Annotated in this window: 27 protein-coding genes; 23 read left to right on the forward strand and 4 right to left on the reverse strand. The window is 44.4% G+C overall.

Going from position 1 to position 23454, the window contains the following annotated elements; translation table 11 throughout:
* Positions 1-4: 4 nt before the first annotated feature.
* The 18 genes from ACYVR3_RS07180 to ACYVR3_RS07265 all read left to right on the forward strand — a co-directional run bounded on the left by ACYVR3_RS07180 (position 5) and on the right by ACYVR3_RS07265 (position 12599).
* Positions 5-1006, forward strand: a complete 1002-nt coding sequence (locus ACYVR3_RS07180) for a LysM peptidoglycan-binding domain-containing protein (protein WP_461243679.1) — start codon at positions 5-7, stop codon at positions 1004-1006.
* Between the two features lie 11 nt (positions 1007-1017).
* Complete coding sequence (locus ACYVR3_RS07185) at positions 1018-1494, forward strand: phage baseplate plug family protein (RefSeq protein ID WP_461243680.1); 477 nt, start codon at positions 1018-1020, stop codon at positions 1492-1494.
* On the forward strand, positions 1494-1946 hold the full coding sequence (locus tag ACYVR3_RS07190; RefSeq protein WP_461243681.1) for a hypothetical protein: 453 nt from the start codon (positions 1494-1496) through the stop codon (positions 1944-1946). Before ACYVR3_RS07185 ends, ACYVR3_RS07190 begins: the two co-directional genes overlap by 1 nt.
* A 48-nt stretch (positions 1947-1994) precedes the next feature.
* Positions 1995-2801 carry a hypothetical protein gene (locus ACYVR3_RS07195; protein ID WP_461243682.1) on the forward strand — a complete coding sequence of 269 codons (807 nt, stop codon included), beginning with the start codon at positions 1995-1997 and terminating at the stop codon, positions 2799-2801.
* A gap of 11 nt (positions 2802-2812) precedes the next feature.
* Positions 2813-3181, forward strand: coding sequence for a hypothetical protein (locus ACYVR3_RS07200; RefSeq protein ID WP_461243683.1), 369 nt, complete (start codon positions 2813-2815; stop codon positions 3179-3181).
* Positions 3178-3561: a hypothetical protein gene (locus ACYVR3_RS07205; RefSeq protein WP_461243684.1), complete on the forward strand. Its 384-nt coding sequence runs from the start codon at positions 3178-3180 to the stop codon at positions 3559-3561. The genes ACYVR3_RS07200 and ACYVR3_RS07205 overlap by 4 nt, the downstream gene beginning before the upstream one ends.
* A 12-nt stretch (positions 3562-3573) precedes the next feature.
* Entirely contained in the window at positions 3574-4746 is a 1173-nt protein-coding gene (locus ACYVR3_RS07210) for a baseplate J/gp47 family protein (RefSeq protein WP_461243685.1), read from the forward strand.
* Complete coding sequence (locus ACYVR3_RS07215; protein ID WP_461243686.1) at positions 4733-5362, forward strand: hypothetical protein; 630 nt, start codon at positions 4733-4735, stop codon at positions 5360-5362. The genes ACYVR3_RS07210 and ACYVR3_RS07215 overlap by 14 nt, the downstream gene beginning before the upstream one ends.
* Positions 5363-5445: 83 nt before the next feature.
* Entirely contained in the window at positions 5446-7152 is a 1707-nt protein-coding gene (locus ACYVR3_RS07220) for a pyocin knob domain-containing protein (protein ID WP_461243687.1), read from the forward strand.
* Positions 7153-7185: 33 nt separating this feature from the next.
* Entirely contained in the window at positions 7186-7689 is a 504-nt protein-coding gene (locus tag ACYVR3_RS07225) for a hypothetical protein (RefSeq protein WP_461243688.1), read from the forward strand.
* Position 7690: 1 nt separating this feature from the next.
* Positions 7691-7873, forward strand: coding sequence for an XkdX family protein (locus tag ACYVR3_RS07230; RefSeq protein ID WP_461243689.1), 183 nt, complete (start codon positions 7691-7693; stop codon positions 7871-7873).
* Between the two features lie 60 nt (positions 7874-7933).
* A complete protein-coding gene (locus ACYVR3_RS07235; RefSeq protein ID WP_461243690.1) occupies positions 7934-8263 on the forward strand; it encodes a hypothetical protein in 330 nt (109 codons plus the stop codon).
* Positions 8253-8522 (forward strand): hypothetical protein, encoded by a 270-nt coding sequence (locus ACYVR3_RS07240; RefSeq protein WP_461243691.1) that lies wholly within the window; start codon positions 8253-8255, stop codon positions 8520-8522. The genes ACYVR3_RS07235 and ACYVR3_RS07240 overlap by 11 nt, the downstream gene beginning before the upstream one ends.
* Positions 8523-8535: 13 nt before the next feature.
* Positions 8536-9096 carry a phage holin, LLH family gene (locus ACYVR3_RS07245; RefSeq protein ID WP_461243692.1) on the forward strand — a complete coding sequence of 187 codons (561 nt, stop codon included), beginning with the start codon at positions 8536-8538 and terminating at the stop codon, positions 9094-9096.
* The gene (locus ACYVR3_RS07250; protein ID WP_461243693.1) at positions 9083-10162 is read left to right on the forward strand and encodes a GH25 family lysozyme; all 1080 of its coding nucleotides are present in this window, start codon (positions 9083-9085) and stop codon (positions 10160-10162) included. The genes ACYVR3_RS07245 and ACYVR3_RS07250 overlap by 14 nt, the downstream gene beginning before the upstream one ends.
* Positions 10163-10359: 197 nt before the next feature.
* A complete protein-coding gene (locus ACYVR3_RS07255; RefSeq protein WP_461243694.1) occupies positions 10360-10776 on the forward strand; it encodes a hypothetical protein in 417 nt (138 codons plus the stop codon).
* Positions 10777-10998: 222 nt separating this feature from the next.
* Positions 10999-11838 carry a hypothetical protein gene (locus ACYVR3_RS07260; protein WP_461243695.1) on the forward strand — a complete coding sequence of 280 codons (840 nt, stop codon included), beginning with the start codon at positions 10999-11001 and terminating at the stop codon, positions 11836-11838.
* A gap of 11 nt (positions 11839-11849) precedes the next feature.
* A complete protein-coding gene (locus tag ACYVR3_RS07265; protein WP_461243696.1) occupies positions 11850-12599 on the forward strand; it encodes a hypothetical protein in 750 nt (249 codons plus the stop codon).
* Between the two features lie 215 nt (positions 12600-12814).
* Here the strand turns inward: ACYVR3_RS07265 and ACYVR3_RS07270 are convergent, their stop codons facing one another.
* The 3 genes from ACYVR3_RS07270 to ACYVR3_RS07280 form a co-directional block, all read right to left on the reverse strand.
* Positions 12815-12943, reverse strand: a complete 129-nt coding sequence (locus ACYVR3_RS07270) for a hypothetical protein (protein ID WP_461243697.1) — start codon at positions 12941-12943, stop codon at positions 12815-12817.
* 26 nt (positions 12944-12969) lie between these two features.
* Positions 12970-14487, reverse strand: coding sequence for a glycoside hydrolase family 65 protein (locus ACYVR3_RS07275; RefSeq protein WP_461243698.1), 1518 nt, complete (start codon positions 14485-14487; stop codon positions 12970-12972).
* Positions 14488-14721: 234 nt separating this feature from the next.
* A complete protein-coding gene (locus ACYVR3_RS07280; RefSeq protein ID WP_461243699.1) occupies positions 14722-16029 on the reverse strand; it encodes an RNA-guided endonuclease TnpB family protein in 1308 nt (435 codons plus the stop codon).
* A 333-nt stretch (positions 16030-16362) separates the two neighbouring features.
* Between ACYVR3_RS07280 and ACYVR3_RS07285 the strand changes: the two genes are divergently transcribed.
* The 3 genes from ACYVR3_RS07285 to ACYVR3_RS07295 are packed head-to-tail and all read left to right on the forward strand — an operon-like array spanning position 16363 to position 17964.
* The gene (locus ACYVR3_RS07285) at positions 16363-16959 is read left to right on the forward strand and encodes a hypothetical protein (protein WP_461243700.1); all 597 of its coding nucleotides are present in this window, start codon (positions 16363-16365) and stop codon (positions 16957-16959) included.
* A 20-nt stretch (positions 16960-16979) separates the two neighbouring features.
* Positions 16980-17237 carry a hypothetical protein gene (locus ACYVR3_RS07290; RefSeq protein WP_461243701.1) on the forward strand — a complete coding sequence of 86 codons (258 nt, stop codon included), beginning with the start codon at positions 16980-16982 and terminating at the stop codon, positions 17235-17237.
* A 19-nt stretch (positions 17238-17256) separates the two neighbouring features.
* A complete protein-coding gene (locus ACYVR3_RS07295) occupies positions 17257-17964 on the forward strand; it encodes a lysostaphin resistance A-like protein (protein WP_461243702.1) in 708 nt (235 codons plus the stop codon).
* 108 nt (positions 17965-18072) lie between these two features.
* Here the strand turns inward: ACYVR3_RS07295 and ACYVR3_RS07300 are convergent, their stop codons facing one another.
* Positions 18073-19092 carry a LacI family DNA-binding transcriptional regulator gene (locus ACYVR3_RS07300; RefSeq protein WP_461243703.1) on the reverse strand — a complete coding sequence of 340 codons (1020 nt, stop codon included), beginning with the start codon at positions 19090-19092 and terminating at the stop codon, positions 18073-18075.
* Positions 19093-19326: 234 nt separating this feature from the next.
* On the opposite strand from ACYVR3_RS07300, the gene ACYVR3_RS07305 reads away from it, so the two are divergent.
* Both ACYVR3_RS07305 and ACYVR3_RS07310 read left to right on the forward strand, forming a co-directional pair.
* Positions 19327-21381, forward strand: a complete 2055-nt coding sequence (locus tag ACYVR3_RS07305) for a beta-galactosidase (RefSeq protein WP_461243704.1) — start codon at positions 19327-19329, stop codon at positions 21379-21381.
* Between the two features lie 28 nt (positions 21382-21409).
* Entirely contained in the window at positions 21410-23332 is a 1923-nt protein-coding gene (locus tag ACYVR3_RS07310) for a glycoside-pentoside-hexuronide (GPH):cation symporter (protein WP_461243705.1), read from the forward strand.
* Positions 23333-23454 lie beyond the last annotated feature (122 nt).

Below are 23454 nucleotides of genomic sequence, written 5' to 3' on the forward strand. Positions count from 1 at the left end.
GTATTTGGCAACTAAGAAGACGTTAAAAACATACGAGAAAGCAGTTAGTACCGCAAAGTCAAAGTGGAATAAGTCCCATACAACATATACCAAAGATAAAAAGACCTCTGATGGGCTTGTTGCTAAGTACAAGAAGGCAACTGGTACAGCTAAAACTAAGTTGAAATCTAAAGTGACGGCTGCACAGCGCGCTACTTCAAAAGCTAAAACGCGAATGGATTCAGATAAGACTAAGTACACCAAAGCTAAAAAGAATTTAGCGACTTTTAAGAGTAATCAGTCTGCTGAAAAACGTAAAGCAACGTTGGCACTGAAGAAGAAAATGATCACGCAGATGCAAAAGAACAAGCCGGGCTACTGGAAAGCCAAGCGGCCGTACATCATTCCAAAGTATCCGGGGACGATGCACAGCTATGTTTTTATCGATAATACGAGTGAGAGTGAAACAACGACAACGGATATCACAACGAACGCATTATCGCCTGGTCAATATGTCAACCACTATACGCAGACCACGCCACCGCAACGCCAGTTTGATGGTAAGTTAGGTGGCTCTTCTATCTCGGAGGTTGCTGGACTGAAGAAGCAGTTGGACATGCTTAAACGATGGGCGGCCAATGGGACCGAGGTTGAACAACATCATGGTCAGCGGAGCACTAATAGTGCAACGATTACGTCAGTAGCAGCTAACTTCGATGCACCTCGGGATAACGCGGTGCCAATATCGCTTGCATTGCAGGACGTGAAGTGGGCGTCTAGCGATGTTAAGAAAAGTTCTGGCTCCACGACAACTAAAAAGAAGCCGAATGATACTGGTGAGAAGTCGACTACTAAGGGTGATCGTAAGACTACGAAACCTAAAGCAGGATCATATCTTACAATCAAAAAAGGTGACACCTATTGGGGCTATCACCTTAAGTTTGGTACGTCGATTGCTAAATTACGGAGTTGGAACGGATTCCCTGATACGAAGTTACCGGTTGGTAAAAAAATCAGAGTTAAGTAGGTGGTGAGTTTATGTACCGGAGCACGATTCAATTTAATAAGTTTCAGTTGCCTGAGACATTCACCAAAACACTTAGTGGGATTGTTTACCACATCACGGTCATTTACAACTACGTTAATGATCGGCTCTACTTGACGATTGCTGATGAGAATGATGTCCCATTGGTAACGAACGAGAAACTTGTTGCGGGTGAGCCGTTGTTTAGGGATATCGTGGACGTTAATTTGCCCAGTGAGGATCTAGTTTTAATTGATGAAACGGGCCGGTCAACGTGCGTGAACTTTGCCAACGTTAATAAGGATATTTTTATCACCATTGACGAGACGTTCACTGGTGAAATGGATCCGGGTAACAACGACGATGGTATCTTCAATCCTGACGGTGATATCGCCAATATGGGATTTGAAGCCGATGAAAGTGATGAACCTGAACCGGATGATGACTTTGATGGGTTGGATGATTTAGACCTGATTCGAGGTGATGGTTAATGCTGCTGGTTCATCGTTACAGTCGGGTTTATATCACTTGGAAAGGTCATCAAAAAGAGTTTCTATCATGGGATAAAGCGCCTCATAATGGTGCATTTGAATGGACATCGCCGTTTACGACTGGCGTTAATCCGGACATGAATCAATTGACACTGTACAACTTAACGGATGATGAGTTTGGTTATTTTCTACAGGATCGTTCGATTGCGGTAACAGCTGGATTTTATAATGCGGATGCTACGGCCAAGAATGGTGGACTGATTACAAAAGGGACCATTAAATCATCAACACCGATGTCGTTAGATGGCGTTGACCGCTCTATTCAAGTTAACTTTAATCACTTTCCTGACATCAGCGAAGACACAATCAAGGTCAAAAAAGTAACCAAGGTCAAGGTTAAGGCGAAGGTTAAAAATACCCGTAAGAAAGCGGGCAGTAAAAGTGCAACTTAACTCATCACTGTGTACAGTAAAAAGAAAACGACTGAGCTGAATACTTGGTTGAAGAACAATCCTAACGCAACTTCGCACGAACGTGGACTGAAGCGTAAAGAGTTAACTAATGAACGACAGAAGTATGCCGCATCGATTCGGAAAAAGGCAACACAAACTAGTAAGACCAAAACCAGCAAGGCTAAGTATGCCAAACAGGTTAAGTACGAGAATATGTCGTTTAAGAAGAACACGACAACATCGACCATGATCAGCGCTATTGCGAAGAAAGCCAAAGTTCCACTTGGTGCAGTCAAGTTGACGTTTAATCGTAAATACCCAGACAGTTACACGGTTTCTGGTAAACCAATTAATGCAATAAAAAAATTAGCAGATGGGGCTAGTACGAAGACCTACATTCAGGATGGCAAGCTTTACATTCGGGAAATTACAGCCGGTCAGAAGGTAAAATTACACCTTACGCCAGAAACAGGATTGCTCACACACCCTACGCCAACTGATGACGGCGAGTACGACGGTAAGAAGTACGAAGCACAGTCGCTAATGCGGCAAGAAATTTATATTGGTGCGCTAGTCTACGTTGATGATGGCGTAAAGAATTATGGTAAGTGCGTGGTATTGGGTGGCCAACGTGAGTATACGACTTCTTCAAGCACGGTTACGTTTCAGTTTGTTCCTTACAGCCAGTACCAGATTACCAATGCTGAAAGTCTAAAAAAGGCTAAAGCGTCCGCTGCTAAGGATAAGGCCGCGGCTGATTTGAAAGCCAAGAATGCGAAGGCTAAGGACGGTAAGCAAAAGGACAAAACCAAGTCAACCCGTAAGAAGCGAACGACTGCAGCTAAAAAGAAGTGAGGTGACGATCAATGAAAACCGGGGCTAACAAGTTATTAGAGTTAATTGATTATGAGGTAGAGACGTATATTACGGGACTGAAGACGATTTATTTAGCGACCGTTACAGGATTGTCACCATTAACCGTTCAGTCTCGTGCTCTGAACCCTGATGGAAAGAAGCAAGCGCCAATTCAAGACGTTCGGCAACTCGACTTTGAGTATTACATCAAAGGATCAGAAGATGATGGTCACACTCGTGAACTCAAAGTTGGTGATGAGGTCGTGGTTGCAGTTTTCGCAGATAGTATCGCCAACTACGAAAAGGGTAAGAACTTTACGGTAGATCCGTATCGGCGAAATAGTGTCGATTCCAGCGTCATAATGGGGGTCCTTAAATGAGTACCGATGTTCGTTTAGACGCAAATGGTGACCCGGATTTAACCAATGGACGCACATTAATAACGGGCGTTGATGAGTTACGACAATCACTTGAAATGCGATTATTATCGCAAGTTGGATGGGCCGTCAATGATGTTGAATTCGGCGTTGAATGGTTGGACTTCTTTGGTGATTACAATAATTCAGACTTAGCAGCAGAAAAGATTGCTGAGTCGTTGGAACAAGATGATCGGATTGCTGCAGTTCTCAGTGTGACGGTAACGCCAGATTATGAAAAGCGGCGAGCTAATATCCAGACAGTACTGCAACTAGCGGATGCGGATTTGATTGCTGATAATGGCAATCCTAATTTAGATTTTGATACCGATATTGACATTTAAGGAGGCGATTAAATGCCACTAACATCAACAGGATTTGAGCCAAAGCTATATGACGAATGGCTGGTAGCGATTCAAACTGAGCTACGTAAGGATAAGAACTTAGGACCAGATGTGGATTTGTCAACTGGTTCTTATGTCGAGACCTTTGCTGAATCTTTTGCACGACAGTTAGAAGAATCGGATTTAACTAAGGCAGATCTATATGACGCACGATTTATTTCGTTGGCGGAGAATACGGCACTTGACCGATTAGGTGCTAATGTTGGTATGAAGCGCAATACAGCGGCATATGCCACAACTATTTTGACGATTAAAGGAACTCCTGGCTATGTAATTGAAGCTGAAACGTTATTTAGCAACAGCCAGAACCGCTATTATGTCACGGCTGAAGAAGTGACTATTGGCCAAGATGGCACCGTTCAAGTCCGAGTTTACGCAGAAGAGACTGGTGAAGAATACAACTGCGACGCCAACACAATCACTGACCAAGTAATGTACGTTGAAGAAATTGATTCAGTCACCAACCCAGAACCGGCTTCTGGCGGAGCGGATATGGAATTTGACTATGATTTTCGTCAGCGTATCAAACATGCAATGAGTGCCGCTGCGTCACCGACATCCAATGGCGTGGCTACTGCACTCTTTGATTTACCAGGCGTTAAAAGTGTGCGTTACGTTATTAATCGAGACGCGCCAGAAGTCGAGGGAGACCCGCCTTATACGACCCACATTTATGTGCTAGGTGGGAACATGCAGGATGTAGCGCAAACCATCTCTGATAATGTAGCAGCGGGAATTTTGCTAACCGGCCCGCAAAAATATGATATCCCATTAAATAATGGTGACGTTAATCACGTCGCTTTTTCGGTTGGGTCAACACAAACCATCTATATGAACATCAAGGTGGATTTAGGTAATACTGGTGAAATGAGCGATGATGAGGTTATCCAGGATGTGCGTGATAATATTCTGGCGTGGTTAGATGAATTTAGCATGGGCGACAAGCTGAAATATACGCAGCTCTTTGGGGTAGTCTATGACGTTACCAGTATTAGTAACGTAACTGATTTAACGTGGGGAACTAGTGCAGACGACCTAAAGCGGGCAGATATTAAACTCGATAATTTTGCCGTTGGGATCTCGAACGATGATGCAATTGGGGTGGTAATTAATGGCAAAGAGTGATTTTGAGCTTTACCACGAAGATGAAGTGTTATCAGTTCCAACCAACCGAATTAATACGGCGCCCAATAGTCAAACTGAACGATTGATGCGGGTGTTTGATCGATTTATGTATGATGACCTGCAGGACATTGAAGTGATGAAAAAAGCAATCGCACTGGATAATATGGTTGGTTGTCAGCTCGACGATTATGGCGATGATTACGACATGCCACGGTTAGGTAAGTCAGATGATATTTACCGTTTCTTACTCAAACTACGATCGATCAATCGAACCTCACAGGGGACGTTTAACGAACTGATTCGCATCATTGCGGAAACCTTCGACATTGATCCACATGATTTTCAAGTCAAAAATGATTATGTGCTTAATGAAGACGGAACCACCAGCGGAATACCGTTCAGTGTGTCAGTGAACAATATCCCTATTGATGAAATTGCGCACCCTGAAATTATTAATACCTTTATTGAAGAGTTAGCGAACGCATTGGCGTTAGGTATCACCTTATCCAATGTTGAATTCGTTAAGTTTTTGTATGGTCATATTTACGTGACCGGGTACGCGCAGCTATACGGTCAGCTCGACATTTACATGAACCAGTTCTATGACCAAACGTAAGACGTGAATCAATCAGTTTCCTTAAACACAGGTATTCTAACGGAATATAAACGAGACATAACCATGAAGGGAGGAGTTAGTTAATGGCGGAACAAGACACGTCCGTAAGCTACCAATTTACTAAAGCGGGCAATAACTTATCAGCGAAAGCACTAGCTGGAACGATCAAAATTGACTTTACGCGCGCTGAACTGAGCACGACTAACCATTTTGGTGAATCCGAAGCTGATATTGCGGGATTAACAGAGTTAGATGGCGTTACTCAAACAGTTGATTTAAAAGAGGTGGACGTCGTTGATAACGATCCCTCTTTTGTAAAAATTCCAGTGAAAATTGACGAAACGGCAGCCCCCGAAGACTACGCATTGCTAACGATTGGATTGTATTGCAAACCTAATGATGGCGATGAAGTGCTTTATTCGATTTGTTCCTTAAAAGACCCTATCTATATCCATAAATCTAGCAATAACTCGACGTTTAATTTGAATTTGAACACCTTAGTTGGTTCATCAAGTAATGTCGTTATCAAGGTTGACCCCGCTGGTATGGTTACCCATGCTGACTTTGACGCAATGATGAAACGAGTTGCGTTCATTGACAAGGCCAACACATTCACCGAGCAGCAGACGCTAGCGGGCGGTGCGGTAGACGGGAAGGGCAATGCAATCGCGACCACCAAGAATTTAGCCGATGGCGACGTGGAAACACTCACATCGGCCAAGGAATATGCGGACACGAAGATTAGTGGCAAAGCAGATGATAGCAAGGTAGTACACACGGCGGATATGCGTAAACCAGCCAGTGATGTAGCCGGAATTGAAGAAGTTAACGCCAAACAAGATAAGCTAACTATCACACCTGCTGACGATAGCAAGGTAGTTCATGATAACCATGATGGTACAGTACAAATAAATGGTCATAATATTAATCCATTTGATACTGTTCAGAAGGACTATCAACCTTATGGCCTAGATTTCAATAATTATATAAATAGTGGTAACTACAGATTTGATACTGTAGCTACAATTAATTATCCGTCTATGTCTACTTCTCCCCATTATTGGCAATTGATAGTATTTGGTGATGGAAATTCAGTATATCAAATAGCTACTGGAAATAATATAATAGCCATGAGACAGTTCTATAAGGGGAATGGCTGGCGTTCTTGGATGCAAGTAGCTACACAATCAGATGTTACAACCGCTATCAGCACCGCTACGGCTAACATGGTTGACTCTACTAAAGCCACAAACTTTACTGCGGGATTACAGAGTAACGGGCAAGATGTTGCGCTTGCCAATAATACAATTGCCCGCAACCCTAACACTGGGGTTGTTTCTACACCTACTGACTTCACTAATCTCACTGTGAACGGAGGTAAATCAGTCGCTACTAGCGACGATTTGAAAAGCATTGAAGATGCGTCTTGGCATACAATAACTGGTAAGAACGAATCTCTATCTTCATATATTTGCCTGTACAAAAAGAATAATGAGGAAAAATATGTAGATTTAATATTACATGGAATAATGGGAACTGGAAAAAATGCTATTTTAAATACTCCTGACACACAAACAGAGTTATTAGATTTAAAAGATATTGTTAGCGCCCCAAAAGAGGTTAGCGGAAAGATAGTATGTCTGTCTAACGTCAACGGCAGTGGCTTTGTAGAAATATCGGGCACAAAGTTAACATTCGCTTGGTATAGCACCGTGCTATCAGTAGGTTCAAGAATAGAAAGTACAAATTCTTCTGATGACACCCCATTTTTAAGGGTTACTTTTGACTAATTATTTCAATTAATACGTGAAGGAGGAAAAGAAATGCCAATTTATTACGTAAAACCAGATTCAGACAACAAGTTTCCAGACAAAGATACGACACCCGCGCTCGATCCAGCGGACGGACTACGGGCAGTCAATATCCCAACCACCTCGATTCAATACTTCACTCGCTACTGGTGGATGTACGCATTCAAGCGTGATGATTCGCAAGAAGTCACACCTCCTGGTAACTTACCCAATCTGGATATCGACTACTTGCAAGGATTGATTGACCAGCAAGGGACTCAACTCGAAGGTGCAATCAAGACTAATAATGACCTAAAAAAGCTTGCTAGTGACCTGACGTTGCAACAAGCACAGCTTAACCAGTCGGTCAATGAATCCAAAGAAACTATCAAGTCATTACAGACTTTGGCGGGTCAACTGACCCTAACGGTTACGCAGATGCAGGTTAACCAAACCACTGTTGCGCCAGCTACCGGCACTGACACCAGCAAGGCTGATACGGCAGGCACAACTGACACAGAAAAGGAGGCTGAATAGTATGATTTTTCCAACAATCGACACAGTTAAAATGCTATTTTCGTGGGGCATGGACATTAAGCCTTATGTGAGTTTGAAGGTTATCACCGCAGAGGAGTACCAGGCTATCACCGGAGATGATTATGTAGCACCAACAACTCAAGCACCAACAACTCAAGCAACGACCACAAGCACCACTAACTAGCTTCTACTCATCCAGTTAGTCAGTGCTTTTATTTTGCCAAAAATTGGAGATGAGGGAGCGTTGGAAGTTTTAACAACCGTTGTCAGTCACGTACCACCCCATGTTTTTATGGGTTTTGAGCTAAGCGAGTGGGTGCAACTCATCGCCATTGTCGGCTTCATTGCTGGCATTGTGGCGTGGGTCGTCAGGGCGGCCATTGTCGCACCACTCACGACTGCCATCAATAACCTGTCGTCTAAAGTCGATGGAATCGGCGGTAACGCTGACCGGGTGCATGCCGAACACGACCGGCGACTTGATGAGCAAGACGTACACCTCGCACGACACGACGAGGAATTTAAGACTGTATTTAATCAACTTAATCGGGAGGATAATCACAATGAACAATAAAACTAATATTTTCTGGGCACAATTGATTTTAGACAATCAGGCCACAATTGAGGACGTGCCAGCCCAACTACGAGACGGCGTCAGTGAGGTGGTCGCCTACTTTACCAAAACGGCTCAATCAGCCGAATCTCAGCCCGCCACAGAGCCAGCGCCTACTACGTCAGCTAGCACGGCTACTACGGTGGCCACCGCCGGCCAATCGGACGCCGACCAAGCAATCGATGACGCCAACAAAGCCGTGGACGACGCTACCAAGTAAGGAGTGATCCATAATGGATAAATTTTTTCAAACGCTCAATGACTCCGGTATTTTCGAAGTTCTGGGCGTTTTTCTGACGGCAGTAGTTTTACCGTGGCTCAAGCAGGCGCATGCTAACGCCAAGAACTCTAAAATCGCTAGTGCTTACGATGTGCTGGACAAGGTGACAGAGGGTGCGGTTGCACTGATGTCAACCGAATACGAAAAAACGAGTCAGGCCAAGCATGACCAAGCCGTGGCGACCATTGAGTCACAACTCGCTAAAAAGGGCGTCAAGGGTATTGATGCCAAGGATATTGACCTCACGATCGAGAAGGCGTATCAGTACTTTACGACTACTGATACCAAGTCACAAGCGAAGCAAGCGGAGTTTAACGCCGGTTTGGCTGAGGCTGAAAAGGTGAGTGCTGAGCAAGTCGCTGTGACGCCTGAGCCAAGCACTGACGATGTGCAAACTCCTGCTGATGAGGCCGAAGAGCCATCGGATAAATTAACGGAACTGTACGTGGCACAAGGCAAAATCGAAGCCGCTATCGCCAAAATCAAAGGGAGTGATGACGATGCCACGGTATGACATGGTCGATATTTCCAACAACAATGGAGCAATTTCAACCACCACCTTTAAGGCTATGAAAGCTAAAGGGGTTAAGGCGGTCATCGCTAAGGTCAGTGAGGGCACCTACTTCCAAGACGGCTTAGCTAAGGCGAACCTTGCCCGTGCTAAATCAGTCGGTTTAGTTATCCACGCCTACCACTTCGCTCGCTTCACCACGGTAGCCGGTGCGCAGGCGGAAGCTCGGTTTGCGGTCAACTGTGCTAAGGCGGCGGGCTTGCCGATCGGTCACGTCCTTGTGTGCGACTTTGAGAGCTACAACAAGGGTTGGGCGCAGAATAATGCTACCACCAAGGCGTTTGCCAAAATCGTCAAGGCTGCGGGTTATCGCTATGACCTCTACACAATGGGGTCATGGGTCAACTCGGTGGCCATCAACAATTCTGGTCGTGCCGGTTGGATTGCCAACTATCCTTATGACGCCACCGGCAAGCGTTACTACTCCGACTACAATAGCTGGCAGTGGACTTCTAGTGCTACCTTTTTAGGTAGTGGGAGCCGGTTTGATGTGTCGGTCAACTGGTCAGACTTCTACTTCTTGGGTGGCGCTACGGCGCTTAAACCTAAAAATACTGGCACCTACTTTGACTGGACGCCCAAGTGGATTTACCCCAAGTATCAAGTGGCCGCCTACAAAACGGCCGGTGCAGTCGGTAGTGGCAAAGGGGTCGTTAAGACCTATAAGCCTAAGACCCAGCTACACGTCAAGCGACTGGTCAAATCGGGATCGTCTAAGGTCACTCGCTTTGAGCTGACCAATGGGTTGTACATCACGGCATCTAAGGACTACATCAATAATCTTTACTACACTAACGCCAAAAAGCACGTTGAGGTGGTCAAGTCAGTTGCAGGCACGTATAAGTACACCCGCAAAAAGTTTGACCCCAAATACCGCAAGGCCGGTTATAGTGCCGGCACCAAGTTCGATGTTGCCAAGGTCGTCATGGTGGGTGAGGTCAGCCGGTTACAGTTGGCTGACGGCACCTACATCAGTGGCAACAAACTGATTAACGCCTATGTATCGTAGCTCTACAAAGCTATCAAAAGCTCTACAAAACTGCACATAACTCTACAAAAGCCACTCAGCCCCTAGTCGGGTTGGGTGGCTTTTTTGTGTGCTTAAATAAATTAAAAAATATTGCTCATAGTATTGTGTATATTCATAGACTGATGTATACTATATTTGTAAGTTAAGTAAGACAAAAACAGAAAGAGGTAATCATCATGAAAAAATCAGTAATGTTTAAAATGGCACATATCGCGGCTCGTTCAATCGTTGCTGAGGTTGGTGATTACCAGATTGCGTTTAGCATTTGTCTTAAAAAAGTTTGGAAGATTATCGCACACGGCCATGAACAAAAATTGAACAACCGAGAAATCGAAGCTCAGCTTGAACGGGGACTACGGGCCATGCAAATCCATGAAGGGCAATCTACGAAGCATTTCACATTCGGCATTCCAAATTGGATTATTTCAAAGCACTTCAACGGTATTGACGATGCGTATGCAGCCGTTAGTATTTTTAACGGAACTTACGAAATCGAAGTAGTTCATGAAACCGAAAAAGCTCGATTAATCAATTTTATGACTACACAAGGCCAATACGAAATGTGGTGCCCTAAGTCAGTTATGGTCGCATAATTTTAGGAGGCGTAATTATCACATTACAATTAACGGAAAAGATTCAAAAGTTGTTAGATAGCGACATTAGCGGGTACAGAATCAAAAAGGATTCTGGCGTATCACAGCAAAAAATTAGTGACTTACGTGCCGGCAAGAGCAAAATTGGCAAGATGGAACTAGCCACCGCTGAAAAGCTTGGAAAATACTACGATCAGATAGTAAGCGAAAAGGAGTAAGAAAATGAACCCAGAAGAACAAGCAAAGTTGCTTAGCGTGATGCAAGAAGACAACATTCTCCAATTTCAAGTTGAACGCTTGTTTGAACGTGCCAGCAAAATGCCCGTGGATCAACGCGAATTGGAATTGCGACTAGGAACTTCCATATTTATCCAAGATGAAGATGACGACCCATTTTGGGAAGGCATAGCGGAGAAAATCAGTAAGCAGACAATGTTTGGTGCTTACGCTGATGGTATCGATCTTAGTATCTACTATACTGGTAAACTCGAAATGACCAAAGCTGAGCAAGAACATGCTCATGACGAGCACCGAGCATTGAGTAATCGGGTGATGCAAGAGGAAAAAGAACAGCGAATTAAATCCTACCGACTTGTTACTATTGATTTACTTAAACAGGTCATGCATAACGGTGGCGGAGAAGCTACCGCAGACGGCGAAGGTGACGTGAAAAACTGGAAGGCGACACTTGACAGAAACGATGCACTACTTAATTCTGCTGACCACGAATGGTTTTCGCCTATGCAATTTAATCTATATAAGAACAGCTATACCCGGTCACTTGATGATGCCAAACTAATTTCAATCAACTTTGATAATTTCGATGGTTACGCCGAATTGGATAGCCTTAACGAGGACAATAGTGACGAGGACAGGCTTATCGCTAGTGACATTGTAGCGGCGTTTAATAATTCGTCACTGACTAACCAGCTTAAAGTTGAGCAGGAAAAATCCGATAAGATGTGGGATAAGCTTAACAATTTTAAATTATGGTCGGTTGACGATGACGGAAACTACATCCTAAATCTTGACGATCAAGGTCACGAAATAAATAACGATTAGAGGCATACGCTATGACGGAAAGTTATTCTAGCAAACCCAACTCCCGCCCAGAGATGTTGAGCAAGCAAAAAATATCTGCATTTATCAAAAAGGTGAAAAGTGACGGTAAACCGCACTGGTTAACCAACGGAATTTATGTAAAACGATTGCCTAGTGGCGACATCAAGTTTTTGGCATATAGTCGAGCCGGCGGAAGCAAATTGTATGAAATGTTTAACACCTTTAATGAGGCTGTTGAAGCAGTTAACAAATATCTTGATACTCATACAATAAGGTCAGAAAAATTAAATGATCTTACTGGCCAAAAGTTTGGTCACTTAACGGTAATTAAGCAAGCGCCATCTAAAAACGCAAGAACGTACTGGCTGTGTGAGTGTGATTTAGACGGCAACCAAGTAGCGATACTGGCACCATTGTTACTCAGCGGGAATCGTATCACTTGCGGTAAAGATGACAAGGCACATCGTGAAGCAAGATCTGCACCAACGCATAAATTTATTGACGAATACGGCATCAATCCGGGAACAATTTCAATGGGGCCAAACAAGCGTAATAGCACAGGAATACGTGGCGTGTCCGTGAGAAACTTGCCTTCTGGCGACAAGCGCTATCGTGCCAGCATTTCTTTTGGGGGAAAGCACGAAATTGGTCATGAGTACGATGACATCCAAGATGCAATCGCGGAACGAAAAGAAATGGAAAACAGAAAATACAAGCCAATAATTAAAAAGATGGAATCAGATGGAATCGAATTGAATTAGTTTAAAACTGTTAAAGAATAATTATCGAAACCGTAGCGACATTCGACAACTATAAAGACGCATTTTATAAAAACAAAGAATTAAATCGTGAGGCATTGGATGCCGAGAAAACAGATATAAAAATCGGCTACCGTGTACGTTATGAAGTAGATGAAGTATTGAAACCCAAGGATTAAACTAAAACCGCCCACCTCAATCGAGATGGACGGCTTTTTTCATGCGTTGAGCAGGCTTGCTCGCTTGTCCACAGTTGCCGGGTCGCCACAGCTAAAGTGGTCAACCAGCTCATCGCAAACGTAGACGAGGATAAATTCGCCACAGGGGACGTAGTGAACTCCTGGCATCTGATCACCTCCATATTATATAGTAGTTACGCAGTCAAATCACAGTTAGCTTTGTTGAATTGACGGTAGTTGTTTACCATTGCGGTGTACTCATCTGGTCCAGTCACGTCTTCAATCACAAAATCCATGCCATCTGCGGTATAGTGACCGTACGCTAACCAGAAACGAGCGGTTTGGATAATCATTTCATACCCAGCTTGAAGTAAAAAGGTCTGGTCATCGGTAACGGCAACGTAGGCCGCAACCGCATAAGCGATATCGGCATCAATATGAACCTGTGCCGTTCCGGCTGGGTAGTAGCTGCTAGCCTCTTCGCCGTTAATGGTCCGCCAAGGATACAGCGCACCGTTCTTGATAGCCAGTTCCCGGGCGCGTTGTTGGGCTTGGGGAAGGGTTTTATAACGGTATAACAGTAGTGATTTGGCAATCTTGGGTTGGGTGTAAAGAAAAAACGGGAACATGAACATTTCAGCGTCCCAGAAGTAGTGACCTTCATACCCAGTGCCCGTAAGCCCCTTGGCCGCAATGCTGGTCTGACCATCACGACCAGCGGCCTGAAAGAGGTGGAAGAGGTTGAACCGAATCGCTTTGGCTAACGTATCATCGCCGTGCAACGCAATGTCACTATCACGCCAAAAGTCCGCTAAACGTTGTTGAGAACTTGCTAATAAAGCGTCGAAAGTTTGTCCCACGAGCCGACTTTCAGCAGTTTCTGTGAAGTTCTGAAGCAGTTGGGTCGCGTCCAGTAGCGGATGCGGATTGCCAATGGCGTAAGCAAAACTAAAACTAACGGTTAGTCCGCTTGTGAGGTCAAGGGTCCGACTATAAGCCGGCAGGTCATCGATCGTGGTCAGTGGCATATTGGTATCAGGTAGCGGCGTCATCGCAACCAGTAAGGCAAGCTGGCTTTTACGGGTACTGATCATCATTGTGGGGAGTTGCCCCGAGGTAAAGGTCCGGTCCAACGTCATGTCACGTTGAGCAGCACGCACATCGTTATCATCCCGGGCAATCTGTTGATCAATGTAGGCGTGTTGTTTGATAATCGTGACCGGTCCGGTAAAGTTAAGGGCCGAGATTCGGTAATTGATGACGTAAAAATGGGTGTCATCTTGGGAAGCAAAGGACTGTAAAGTCAATCGGAATTGCTTATTGGTCGGGGTGGTCACGTCAAACAGTTCGAGCAAGACACCAGTCTGCATATCAAGGTTTTTATCCACGATTTTGACGTCGAAGGGTTGTTCATCTGATCGAATGCCATCAATCTCGAAAATGATTAACCGCGGGTCGGGGAGGAGACAAATCGTTTGCGAATTTTGAGCGTAGCCGAAGTAGTTTTCACCGTAAGACAGCGGGGTTAAATCGTAGAACCCGTTTACTAATAATCCTGGCTGGCCATGGTAGGCAGTCTGCGTGCCTTGAAGTGGATTAGAAGCACGAACGCCAAAGTGACCATTGCCTAACGCAAATATCGTTTCAATGGCCGTCTCCGGTTGGGGTGGTAACTGTTGCAAATGGAGTTGAAATTGATCGTGAGTGGTCATTGGTTCACCTAGTTTCGTCTAAAGTTAACCCCATTGTAAGCCGTTTAACTTGAAAGTGGCTGAAAAATGGTCTGCTAATTTGATGTCAACACACCCCTTATTAAAATAAGGGGCTTGTAGCTCACGCGGTAACTTCCCGCGGTGGTCAAACATATCAGTTACCTGATACTCCCTTCCCAAAGTGGCTACATCATATCGGACGGTTGACGGCGCCCGTTTAGTTACGAAGCATTGCTAAGCAACTGTTGTTTTGGTTGATTTTGGCTTTTTAAACCTCGGTTTAGCATTACCAGCAACGTAGCGCTGCCCCAATGTCTGGATATTCATCGCCCCAACTCGATCATCGTTGGAACGATAGCCACAGTCAGCACATTGATACTGATGGTACTGGTAATCTCGGTTTTCTTTATTGATCACTTCGCATTTAGGGCAGCGTTGGCTGGTATAGTTAGCGGGTACTTTTAAAACCAGACTCCCTTGACGGTGAGCTTTATAGTTCAACATCATTTCAAGTTGATAAAAGGCCCATGAGCTATTATCGTTTCGTAAGGCTTTAGGTAAATCATCGCGGTTAAAGCTAACACCGGTTAAATCTTCCAACACGAATAAGGTATCTGTACCATACGTCGTAACGAGTGTCTTAGATAGACAGTGATTCACATCTGTCATCCAGCGGTTCTCTCGATTTCCAATTTTCTTTAGTCGACGCCGGGCTGATTTAGTCCCCTTGCGTTGGAGTTCTTCACGAGTTCGTTTAAACTTTGCCCGTTTGTGCTGAACGGCTTTACCGGAAACGAAGGTCGTTTGTTGTTGATGATCATAGGTGGTGACTAGAAAGCGTAAGCCGCGGTCAATGCCAACAACCTTCGAGGTCTTGGACAATTGAAGCTCATCAGCGTCCTTGGTCATGGCAATATGCAGGTACCATTTACCGCGAATGTGTAAGACTTTCGCAGTACCAAATTTCCAAGATCCATCTAGATATTGTTCAAAGCCGTGACCAGTACTTGTGATGGGGTCACCGGCCAGGTATTCCTGTAAGCCATGGCAAACGGGTGTGACGCGGATGCGTTTTTCCAGCGTGTTGATGGATAAATCGCCATTACTCAAAAATGACCAGTCACGCCCACGTTGTAAATCAGCTTGAGGTTGGGAAAAATTGATGGGTTGCCACAGCCAGTGACAGTCACGATGGACCCACACTAGTTCCGGCCGGCCATTTGGCAGTTTTCCGCCAGTTGGATAGCAGTAAGGTTGGTCACCTAATTGGGTTTCGACCGCTTTATACCGTGCCATTACTGTGCGAACGACTGATTGTGCCAGTTGTGATTTCAAATGGAAATCTTGCCGCAATTGGCGATACAGGCGTTTGGTCAGTGCCTGCGTATTGGAACGAAAGCGGTCATCAAAAAAGACCTGAGAGACAAAGTTACAGGCGTTACGATACTGTTGCATCATGATATTTAATAAGTCAGCGTCCGTGCTGTGGTGTAGTTTGAGTTTTACTTTGATTACCACTGATTGTTCCGTTTTTTTCGCCATTGGTCGACCTCCTTAATTGGGATAGACCAAGTGTACCAAAGAATCATATTTCGCAAAGAGAACAATTGTTCGCATATTTTGTTTTAGACGCTCAACCAATTTTAAAGAAAAGAGGAGTGGCGGGCTTTCCTCCCACGTTTGAAAACGTGGGTATCTCGCCCAATACTTTAATGAAAGTTTGCTAAGAGAAGTCGGAAATTCGAAGGCCATGCGCCGTGTTATTGGTCATTGTGTGTTAAAATGACAATCGTAGCTAGGCAATTTATCGGTTATCGGCAACTGAATTTATGCCGATTAAAATTTCTGTGAGAGAGTTAACGGAGGACCAACGTTATGGAAACTATTCAAGAACAGTTACTGTCAGCACAACAAACAGGCCGGTTGGTGTCGTTATTTCGTTACGGCGATGAACGGCATTTTTTAACGGGTAACGTGATCGCGGTTGATGAAAAGTTTGGCTTGATCAAACGCATCAATCAAAACGGCGCGGTGGATGGCCTGATTATTCTGCGATTAAACACCATTACGAAAGTGATTGCACAATCGGACTATCTAAAATCACTGGTTGCCATTATGGCACTGGCCCGTGAACGGCACTATAGCGATGTTTGGCAGATTGATGCCATTACAACGGAACTGGACTTAGCGCACCACTCAATTTTAAAAGCCGCCTTGAAGTGGGCCTTTAAACAGGATCAAGTTGTGAGCCTCGGAATTCATCCAGGAAAGCGCGAAAAAACGTATACTGGCTTTATCGCCGCGTTGAAGAATAAAAAGTTGCAACTTAACGATGTTGATGCCACTGATTTAACGGCCCGCGTTCAGGTTAAATTGGCCTATGCGGATGTCAATTACCTCGAACTTGGCAGTTTCAAGACTTATGGTGTGACTGCTATTTTGGAACGTTACATGGCTGAAGACTTTCATTAAAATAGTTACGGAGGATTAGCGTGAAAGCACTCATATACCTGATTATCGTTGTTGTGCCGTCGACCATTATAGGAACAACGGTTTACCTAACTCGTACGTGGCCACCTCACGCGATGAGTACCATGGTGGTGTGGTTTATCGCATGGCTGGTATCGATGGTGTTAGTGACGATTCTCTATCTCAAACTGATGCCGTTTACGAAACGACTTTCGGCGGATGAAGATGATGACGAGGATGAGTCAGTAACCACCAAATCGGCGGATAAAGCCGACCAATAAACATGATTGAGGTGACGACATGTCTGGACTTCCCGATTCTCGCCCAGCGGCGCGCCCATCGCTGTGGACGCGAATCTTACTTTTCATTAGTTTTTTTGTGTTAATTCAACTTCCACCCGTGTTGTTACTCGGGTTTCAAAAATTACCTGCCAGTTCAATTCTGGGGCGTAGTTTACTGGCGGTTGGTTACATTGCCGGTTATGCGTTAGTGATTTGGCTCGTTTGGCTTGCCTTGAAGCGGGTGACGACTGGGCCAATTTGGCGACCACTAACGGGTCCGGATTGGCGGATGATTGCAATTGGCTGGATTGGCTTTTTTGTGATCGAAATTGGGTTGAATATGCTAAACCAGTTGTTGTTCAGCCAAACCGAAACCGCGAATAATCAAGCCATTATCGACCTGTTAAAAAGTGATCACTGGACGTTTTATCTACTGATGTTTTCCGGTGTGGTGATGTCACCAATCCTCGAAGAACTACTGTTTCGGGGTTACTTGGTGAACGCCTTTTTTAAGACCAACCAGTTTTGGTGGCCGGTGATTTTTAGTGGGGTGGCCTTTTCAATTGGTCACGCAAGCAGTAATCCGGTGAGCTTCTTGATCTATACCTGCCTAGGCGCTATTTTGGCAACGGTCTATTTGAAGACGAATAACTTAACCACCTCCATTGGCGTGCACATGCTTAATAATGCGATTGCGATGGCTGGAATGGCGGTTATGTTGCGTTAGGCACAATTAAATACAAGCTGAATTGGCTAGGTGATTCCCTTTATTGCTAACAAAGCTAAAAACAAAGTTCCCCAACTGATTTGGTCAGTTGGGGAACTTTGTTTTAGGTTAACGTGATGTTGTTGAAACTGGCTCAAGAAAACTTTTTCGGTAGACTATTTTGGAACTCAGTAAAATCGTTCGCTTGGCCTGTTCAGGGGCGTTCACGGTATCACGAAGCGCTTCAACCGCAGTTTGGCCCAGCGCATGAACGTTTAAGTGGTAGGTGGTCAGTGGGGGTGAGACGTATTTGGCTACATCGATATCATTGATGCTGATAATGGCGGTTTGATCAGGTACTTGAATCTGGTGCTCGTTAAAGGCCTGTAGAACACCAACTGCTAAGGGATCAGATGCAACTAAGAAGGCCTCGGGGATGGCATCAGTCTCCTCGTATTTTTCAGCAATGAGATTGCCAACTTGGTAGCCACTTTCAACTGAGAAATTAGTACCGAGAAAAATATGACGCTCATCAAAAATACCGAGTTCTCGCATGTGGGTTTCGAAAAACTTTCGCCGAACGTCCCAGACAGGTCGTTGAGGTTGGTTCAAATCCCAAAACGGACCGCCAATAAAGCCAATTTTACTTAGGCCGGCTGCCGTAAAGAGGTCGATTGCCTCTTCGACAATTTCGCGAAAATTAAATTCGACGGACGTATAGTGATGCGGGTCGGGGTTAGTTTCCATAAAAATACCATTGAGGTGTGTCGCGTTAAGTTTTTGAAGTTCATCATCCGCCAGCAAGCCAATCGAGATGAATCCGGAGGTGTCAGGATCAATCTCGGAAACGTGTCGCGCCAACTTTAAGCTGATATTATTTGCTTCAGCAGAGTTGATGATCGTGTTTCGGAGATCATTGTAGAAAATGTCTTCAAGCTCTTTTTGAGGGGTAACAGCGTATAAGAGTGCCGCTTTAATCTTCGGGGCTTTGAGTTGATGTTTGGATGAGTAACCGAGCGCGTGCGCAATTTTAAAGATGCTGTCACGAGTTTCTTGAGATGCTGAAAAAGAAGCATCATCGTTTAAAATTCGCGAAACGGTCGCTGTTGAAAAGCCAGCTTTTTTCGCGATTTCTTTGATTGTTGTCATCTAAAGCACCTCCTAGTACAGATTTATGAATGCGGTTACATCTACCGTAGCATAGTAATTTGAAAAAATAAATAGTAAAAGTAATGCAATTTAGTAAATCATTTATGATAATGGTAAATAATTTACTAATTGTTAGTAATTAACCTTCAGTAATCGGTTACATTTTATCTAAAATCCGGTTATTCTTAATTTGCGATATCGTAAATTGAAGAAATGAAGGTTGTGTAATTAATAATGACAGTTGATCTCAAATTAAATGAATTATTACACGGCGGGGACTATAACCCTGACCAGTGGCTGGATCACCCCGAAGTAATTGACAAAGATTTTAAATTATTTAAGGAAGCCGACATCAATACTGTCACGTTAGGCGTTTTTTCGTGGGCAACGTTAGAGCCTGAAGAGGGCAAGTACCAGTTTGATTGGTTGGATGATATTTTCGACCGGGTCGAGGCTCAGGGGGGGCAGGTGATTTTAGCGACGCCCAGTGGTGCGCGACCAAGATGGCTGGCTGAAAAGTATCCCGAAGTCTTACGCGTGAACGAAAATGGTGAACGCGCATTGTTTGGTGAACGTCACAACCATTGCTACACGTCACCGGTGTACCGAGAAAAGGTACAACAGATGAACCGCAAGCTGGCGGAACGTTACGGCAAGCGAAAGGGCTTATTGATGTGGCACATTTCCAATGAATTTGGTGGTCAATGTCATTGCGAGTTGTGTCAGGCGGCATTTAGAGACTGGTTAAAAGCAAAGTATCAAACCTTGGATCACTTAAACCATGCCTATTGGAGTGGCTTTTGGAGTCATAAATATACGAGTTGGGACCAAGTCCACTCACCATCACAGTTAGGTGATCAGACGTTCTTGGGATTAAACCTCGATTGGAAACGGTTCGTTACGGAACGGACGATCAGCTTCTTTGATGCTGAGGTCAAACCATTACGGGAGATAACGCCTAATATTCCGGTAACGGCAAACTTTATGGGTGGTAATCCACCAGAATCACACGTTTTTTATGACCTTGATTATCAAGAATTCGCTAAACACGTAGATGTGATCAGTTGGGACTCGTATCCAAACTGGGGCAATGATTATGAAAGCACTGCTGAATTAGGGATGAAGACGGGGCTCATGAACGACATGATGCGGAGCTTGAAACACCAGAATTATTTGATTATGGAGAGCACACCGTCACAAGTTAACTGGCATCCATTCAACCGGTCAAAACGACCCGGGATGCACGAAATGGGTAGCTTACAACAGGTCGCGCATGGTGCTGATTCGGTCTTGTACTTTCAACTTCATCAATCAAGAGGGGCTTCGGAAATGTTTCATGGTGCCGTGATCACGCATACCATGAGTGATCAAACCCGGGCCTTTCAAGATGTTAAACGAGTGGGACAAGATTTAACTCAGCTTAAAGCGCTCACGCAAACTCGTCGCCAGACGGCTAAGGTCGCAATTGTTTTTGATTACGATAATATGTGGGCCTTGGATGACGCCAGAAATTACGCTAACGAAACCAAGCAGTATTGGCAGACCATTCAGAATCAATATCGTTATTTCTGGCAGCATGATATTCCAGTTGAAATTGTTTCCGTTGAGGATGATTTAACGCCATACAAGTTAGTGATTGATCCGATGCACTTTATGATGAGTTCGGCATTTTCAAAAAAATTGCAACAATACGTTACTCAAGGCGGTCATCTAGTCGGTACCTATATCACTGGGATGGTTGATCAAGAATTTTTAGCTTATTTAGGTGGTTGGCCAACAGCGTTACACGATACTTATGGCATTGAATTTACCGAAACGGATACCCTATACCCAACCCAACATAATCATTTAGATTACCAAGGCCAATCATTTGAAGTTTCTGATTATTGTGATCGATTCCAGCTTGATACGGCGCAACCGCTAGCACGCTACCAAGATGATTTTTACGCTGGTGATCCAGCGGTTACGGTTAACGAATTAGGTGAGGGTCAGGCTTACTATCTTGGTGCTCGAACCGGGCGTGATTTCTTAATGACCTTCTACGATCAGTTGGCAACGGAACTTGACTTACGTGAACCGATGCCAATCTCTAAGCACTCGGAAACCGTCAATATTCAAATTCGTGAAAATGACACCATTCGCTATTATTTTGTGATCAATTACGGTCACCAAGCAACTGAAGTTGAACTCACAACGAGTTTGTTAGATGAGTTTTCGAAGCAACAAGTTGTTGCGGGCACACAGGCAATCGATGGCTATGGCGTCAAAGTTTATTCGGAACTGAAGTAACCGATTTGAAATTCGGGGAGCGAAAATCATGGAAAATACAAGCACAGGAAACGTAAAAAAACATTTGACGAGGCAACAATGGGTTGAACGCATCGCATTTACGTTAGGTAATCTAGGACATTCAGCGTTTTATGGCGCGATGAGCACTTATTTTATCGTTTTTGTCACGAGTGGGATGTTTGCGGGGATGCCTGATAAGATTGCCAATAAATTAATTGGGTTAGTTACCGGTTTAGTGGTGATTATTCGATTAGCAGAAATTGTCGTTGATCCAATTCTTGGTAATATTGTGGATAACACAAAAAGTCGCTGGGGTAAATTTAAACCTTGGCAAGTCATTGGTGGTGTTGTGAGTGCCGTCCTGATGATTATCCTGTTTTCAGGAATCTTTGGGTTAGCTAAAGTGAATTGGGTATTATTTGCGGTCGTCTTTGTGGTGCTATTTATTGCATTGGATATTTTTTATTCACTAGTTGATGTGTCTTATTGGGGCATGGTTCCTGCCATTAGTGAAGACAGTCGTGAACGGGGGATCTTCACTGCGCTAGGCTCCTTCACCGGGACGATTGGCTGGAACGGATTAGCGATTATTGTGGTACCCGTGGTCACTTACTTTACGTTCCTTTCAACTGGCAAGCGGACTGAAGGGGCACCAGGTTGGTTCGTCTTCGGCATCATCGTTTCAGTTGTCGCGTTACTGTGTGCCTTGGCAGTTGCAGCTGGGACTAAGGAAAAGCATAACGTGATTCGGGCAGCTTCTGATGAAAAAACGTCGATTAAGAGCGTGTTTGTCGGTATTGCCAAAAATGACCAGATTTTATGGACGAGTTTGGCCTACCTTTGCTACTCATTAGCATACGTGACGACCAATGGGATCTTATTCTATTATTTCAAATTCGTCTTAGGTCATCCAGGTGAATTTTGGATTGCTGGGTTAGTTGCGACGATCGTTGGTTTTTGTACGTCACCACTCTACCCAATCCTAAACAAGTTTATTAGCCGAAAAGTGTTATTTTCAATTGGTCAAACCGCAATGATTTTATCCTACGTGATTTTTATTGTGGCCAAATCAAACTTATCCCTCGTTGTTGTCGGGTTGGTACTGTTCAACTTTACGTTTGCCCAACTGGTTACGGTGTTAACGCTGACCGATTCAATCGAATATGGCCAGTTAAAGAATGGTAATCGAAATGAAGCAGTCACGCTCACCATTCGGCCAATGATCGACAAAGTATCAGCCTCACTTTCAAACGGGATGGTTGGGTCGATTGCGTTAGTTGCCGGAATGACCGGTAGTGCGACGGCTGCTGATATGACGGCTAAAAATATCCATACTTTTGAGTTATTTGCCTTCTATACACCGTTGGTATTCTCAATCTTAGCGTTGGTTATTTTTTGGTGGAAGGTTAAGATCACCGAAAAGAAACACGCTGAAATCGTGGAAGAACTGCAACTTAAACTTGCGGCCGGTGATGCGGATCAAACGACGACTGGATCATCAGTGCAAACGACCAAGGTCTTGGCGCCCGTTTCAGGTGAGTTGAAGGATCTGAACTATGTTGCCGAACAGGTCAACGGGTTCACAGGAAAGGGCTTTGCAATTCAGCCATCTGAAGGAAACATCTATGCACCATTTGATGGTACCATTAAGTTTACGTTCTCGACGCGGCATACCTTTGGCATTGTTTCAGATGATGGATTGGAAACGTTGATTCACGTTGGTCTGGGAACCGTCAACCTTCGTGGTGAAGGGTTTGTGACCAAGTATACGGATGGTCAACACGTGCAAGCTGGCGACCTATTAATGACCTTTGATCGCGCGATTATTCGAGAAGCGGGCTATGATGATCTCGTGGTGACGTTCTTTACACAACCAGAAACAGTGGTTGTTGCTGATTTGAAACAGAGTGGTCACATTAATCATGGCGATCGCGTGTTAACGACAAAATGACGTTAAGTCGATCGTGAGTCACACGATAATTAAACGTCCTAAATGTCCCTCGTGGTACAGTGAAATCACCTTATCAATTATGATAGGGTGATTTTTTATGACCATGATTAGCGCACGCACTA

The sequence above is a fragment of the Secundilactobacillus muriivasis genome (assembly GCF_054785195.1).

Coding starts and splice junctions, on each gene's coding strand:
- ACYVR3_RS07185 (WP_461243680.1), top strand. CDS start 1,018: ATGTACCGGAGCACGATTCAATTTAATAAGTTTCAGTTGCCTGAGACA.
- ACYVR3_RS07190 (WP_461243681.1), top strand. CDS start 1,494: ATGCTGCTGGTTCATCGTTACAGTCGGGTTTATATCACTTGGAAAGGT.
- ACYVR3_RS07200 (WP_461243683.1), top strand. CDS start 2,813: ATGAAAACCGGGGCTAACAAGTTATTAGAGTTAATTGATTATGAGGTA.
- ACYVR3_RS07205 (WP_461243684.1), top strand. CDS start 3,178: ATGAGTACCGATGTTCGTTTAGACGCAAATGGTGACCCGGATTTAACC.
- ACYVR3_RS07210 (WP_461243685.1), top strand. CDS start 3,574: ATGCCACTAACATCAACAGGATTTGAGCCAAAGCTATATGACGAATGG.
- ACYVR3_RS07215 (WP_461243686.1), top strand. CDS start 4,733: ATGGCAAAGAGTGATTTTGAGCTTTACCACGAAGATGAAGTGTTATCA.
- ACYVR3_RS07220 (WP_461243687.1), top strand. CDS start 5,446: ATGGCGGAACAAGACACGTCCGTAAGCTACCAATTTACTAAAGCGGGC.
- ACYVR3_RS07225 (WP_461243688.1), top strand. CDS start 7,186: ATGCCAATTTATTACGTAAAACCAGATTCAGACAACAAGTTTCCAGAC.
- ACYVR3_RS07230 (WP_461243689.1), top strand. CDS start 7,691: ATGATTTTTCCAACAATCGACACAGTTAAAATGCTATTTTCGTGGGGC.
- ACYVR3_RS07240 (WP_461243691.1), top strand. CDS start 8,253: ATGAACAATAAAACTAATATTTTCTGGGCACAATTGATTTTAGACAAT.
- ACYVR3_RS07245 (WP_461243692.1), top strand. CDS start 8,536: ATGGATAAATTTTTTCAAACGCTCAATGACTCCGGTATTTTCGAAGTT.
- ACYVR3_RS07250 (WP_461243693.1), top strand. CDS start 9,083: ATGCCACGGTATGACATGGTCGATATTTCCAACAACAATGGAGCAATT.
- ACYVR3_RS07255 (WP_461243694.1), top strand. CDS start 10,360: ATGAAAAAATCAGTAATGTTTAAAATGGCACATATCGCGGCTCGTTCA.
- ACYVR3_RS07260 (WP_461243695.1), top strand. CDS start 10,999: ATGAACCCAGAAGAACAAGCAAAGTTGCTTAGCGTGATGCAAGAAGAC.
- ACYVR3_RS07265 (WP_461243696.1), top strand. CDS start 11,850: ATGACGGAAAGTTATTCTAGCAAACCCAACTCCCGCCCAGAGATGTTG.
- ACYVR3_RS07270 (WP_461243697.1), bottom strand. CDS start 12,943: ATGCCAGGAGTTCACTACGTCCCCTGTGGCGAATTTATCCTCGTCTAC.
- ACYVR3_RS07275 (WP_461243698.1), bottom strand. CDS start 14,487: ATGACCACTCACGATCAATTTCAACTCCATTTGCAACAGTTACCACCC.
- ACYVR3_RS07280 (WP_461243699.1), bottom strand. CDS start 16,029: ATGGCGAAAAAAACGGAACAATCAGTGGTAATCAAAGTAAAACTCAAA.
- ACYVR3_RS07285 (WP_461243700.1), top strand. CDS start 16,363: ATGGAAACTATTCAAGAACAGTTACTGTCAGCACAACAAACAGGCCGG.
- ACYVR3_RS07295 (WP_461243702.1), top strand. CDS start 17,257: ATGTCTGGACTTCCCGATTCTCGCCCAGCGGCGCGCCCATCGCTGTGG.
- ACYVR3_RS07300 (WP_461243703.1), bottom strand. CDS start 19,092: ATGACAACAATCAAAGAAATCGCGAAAAAAGCTGGCTTTTCAACAGCG.
- ACYVR3_RS07305 (WP_461243704.1), top strand. CDS start 19,327: ATGACAGTTGATCTCAAATTAAATGAATTATTACACGGCGGGGACTAT.
- ACYVR3_RS07310 (WP_461243705.1), top strand. CDS start 21,410: ATGGAAAATACAAGCACAGGAAACGTAAAAAAACATTTGACGAGGCAA.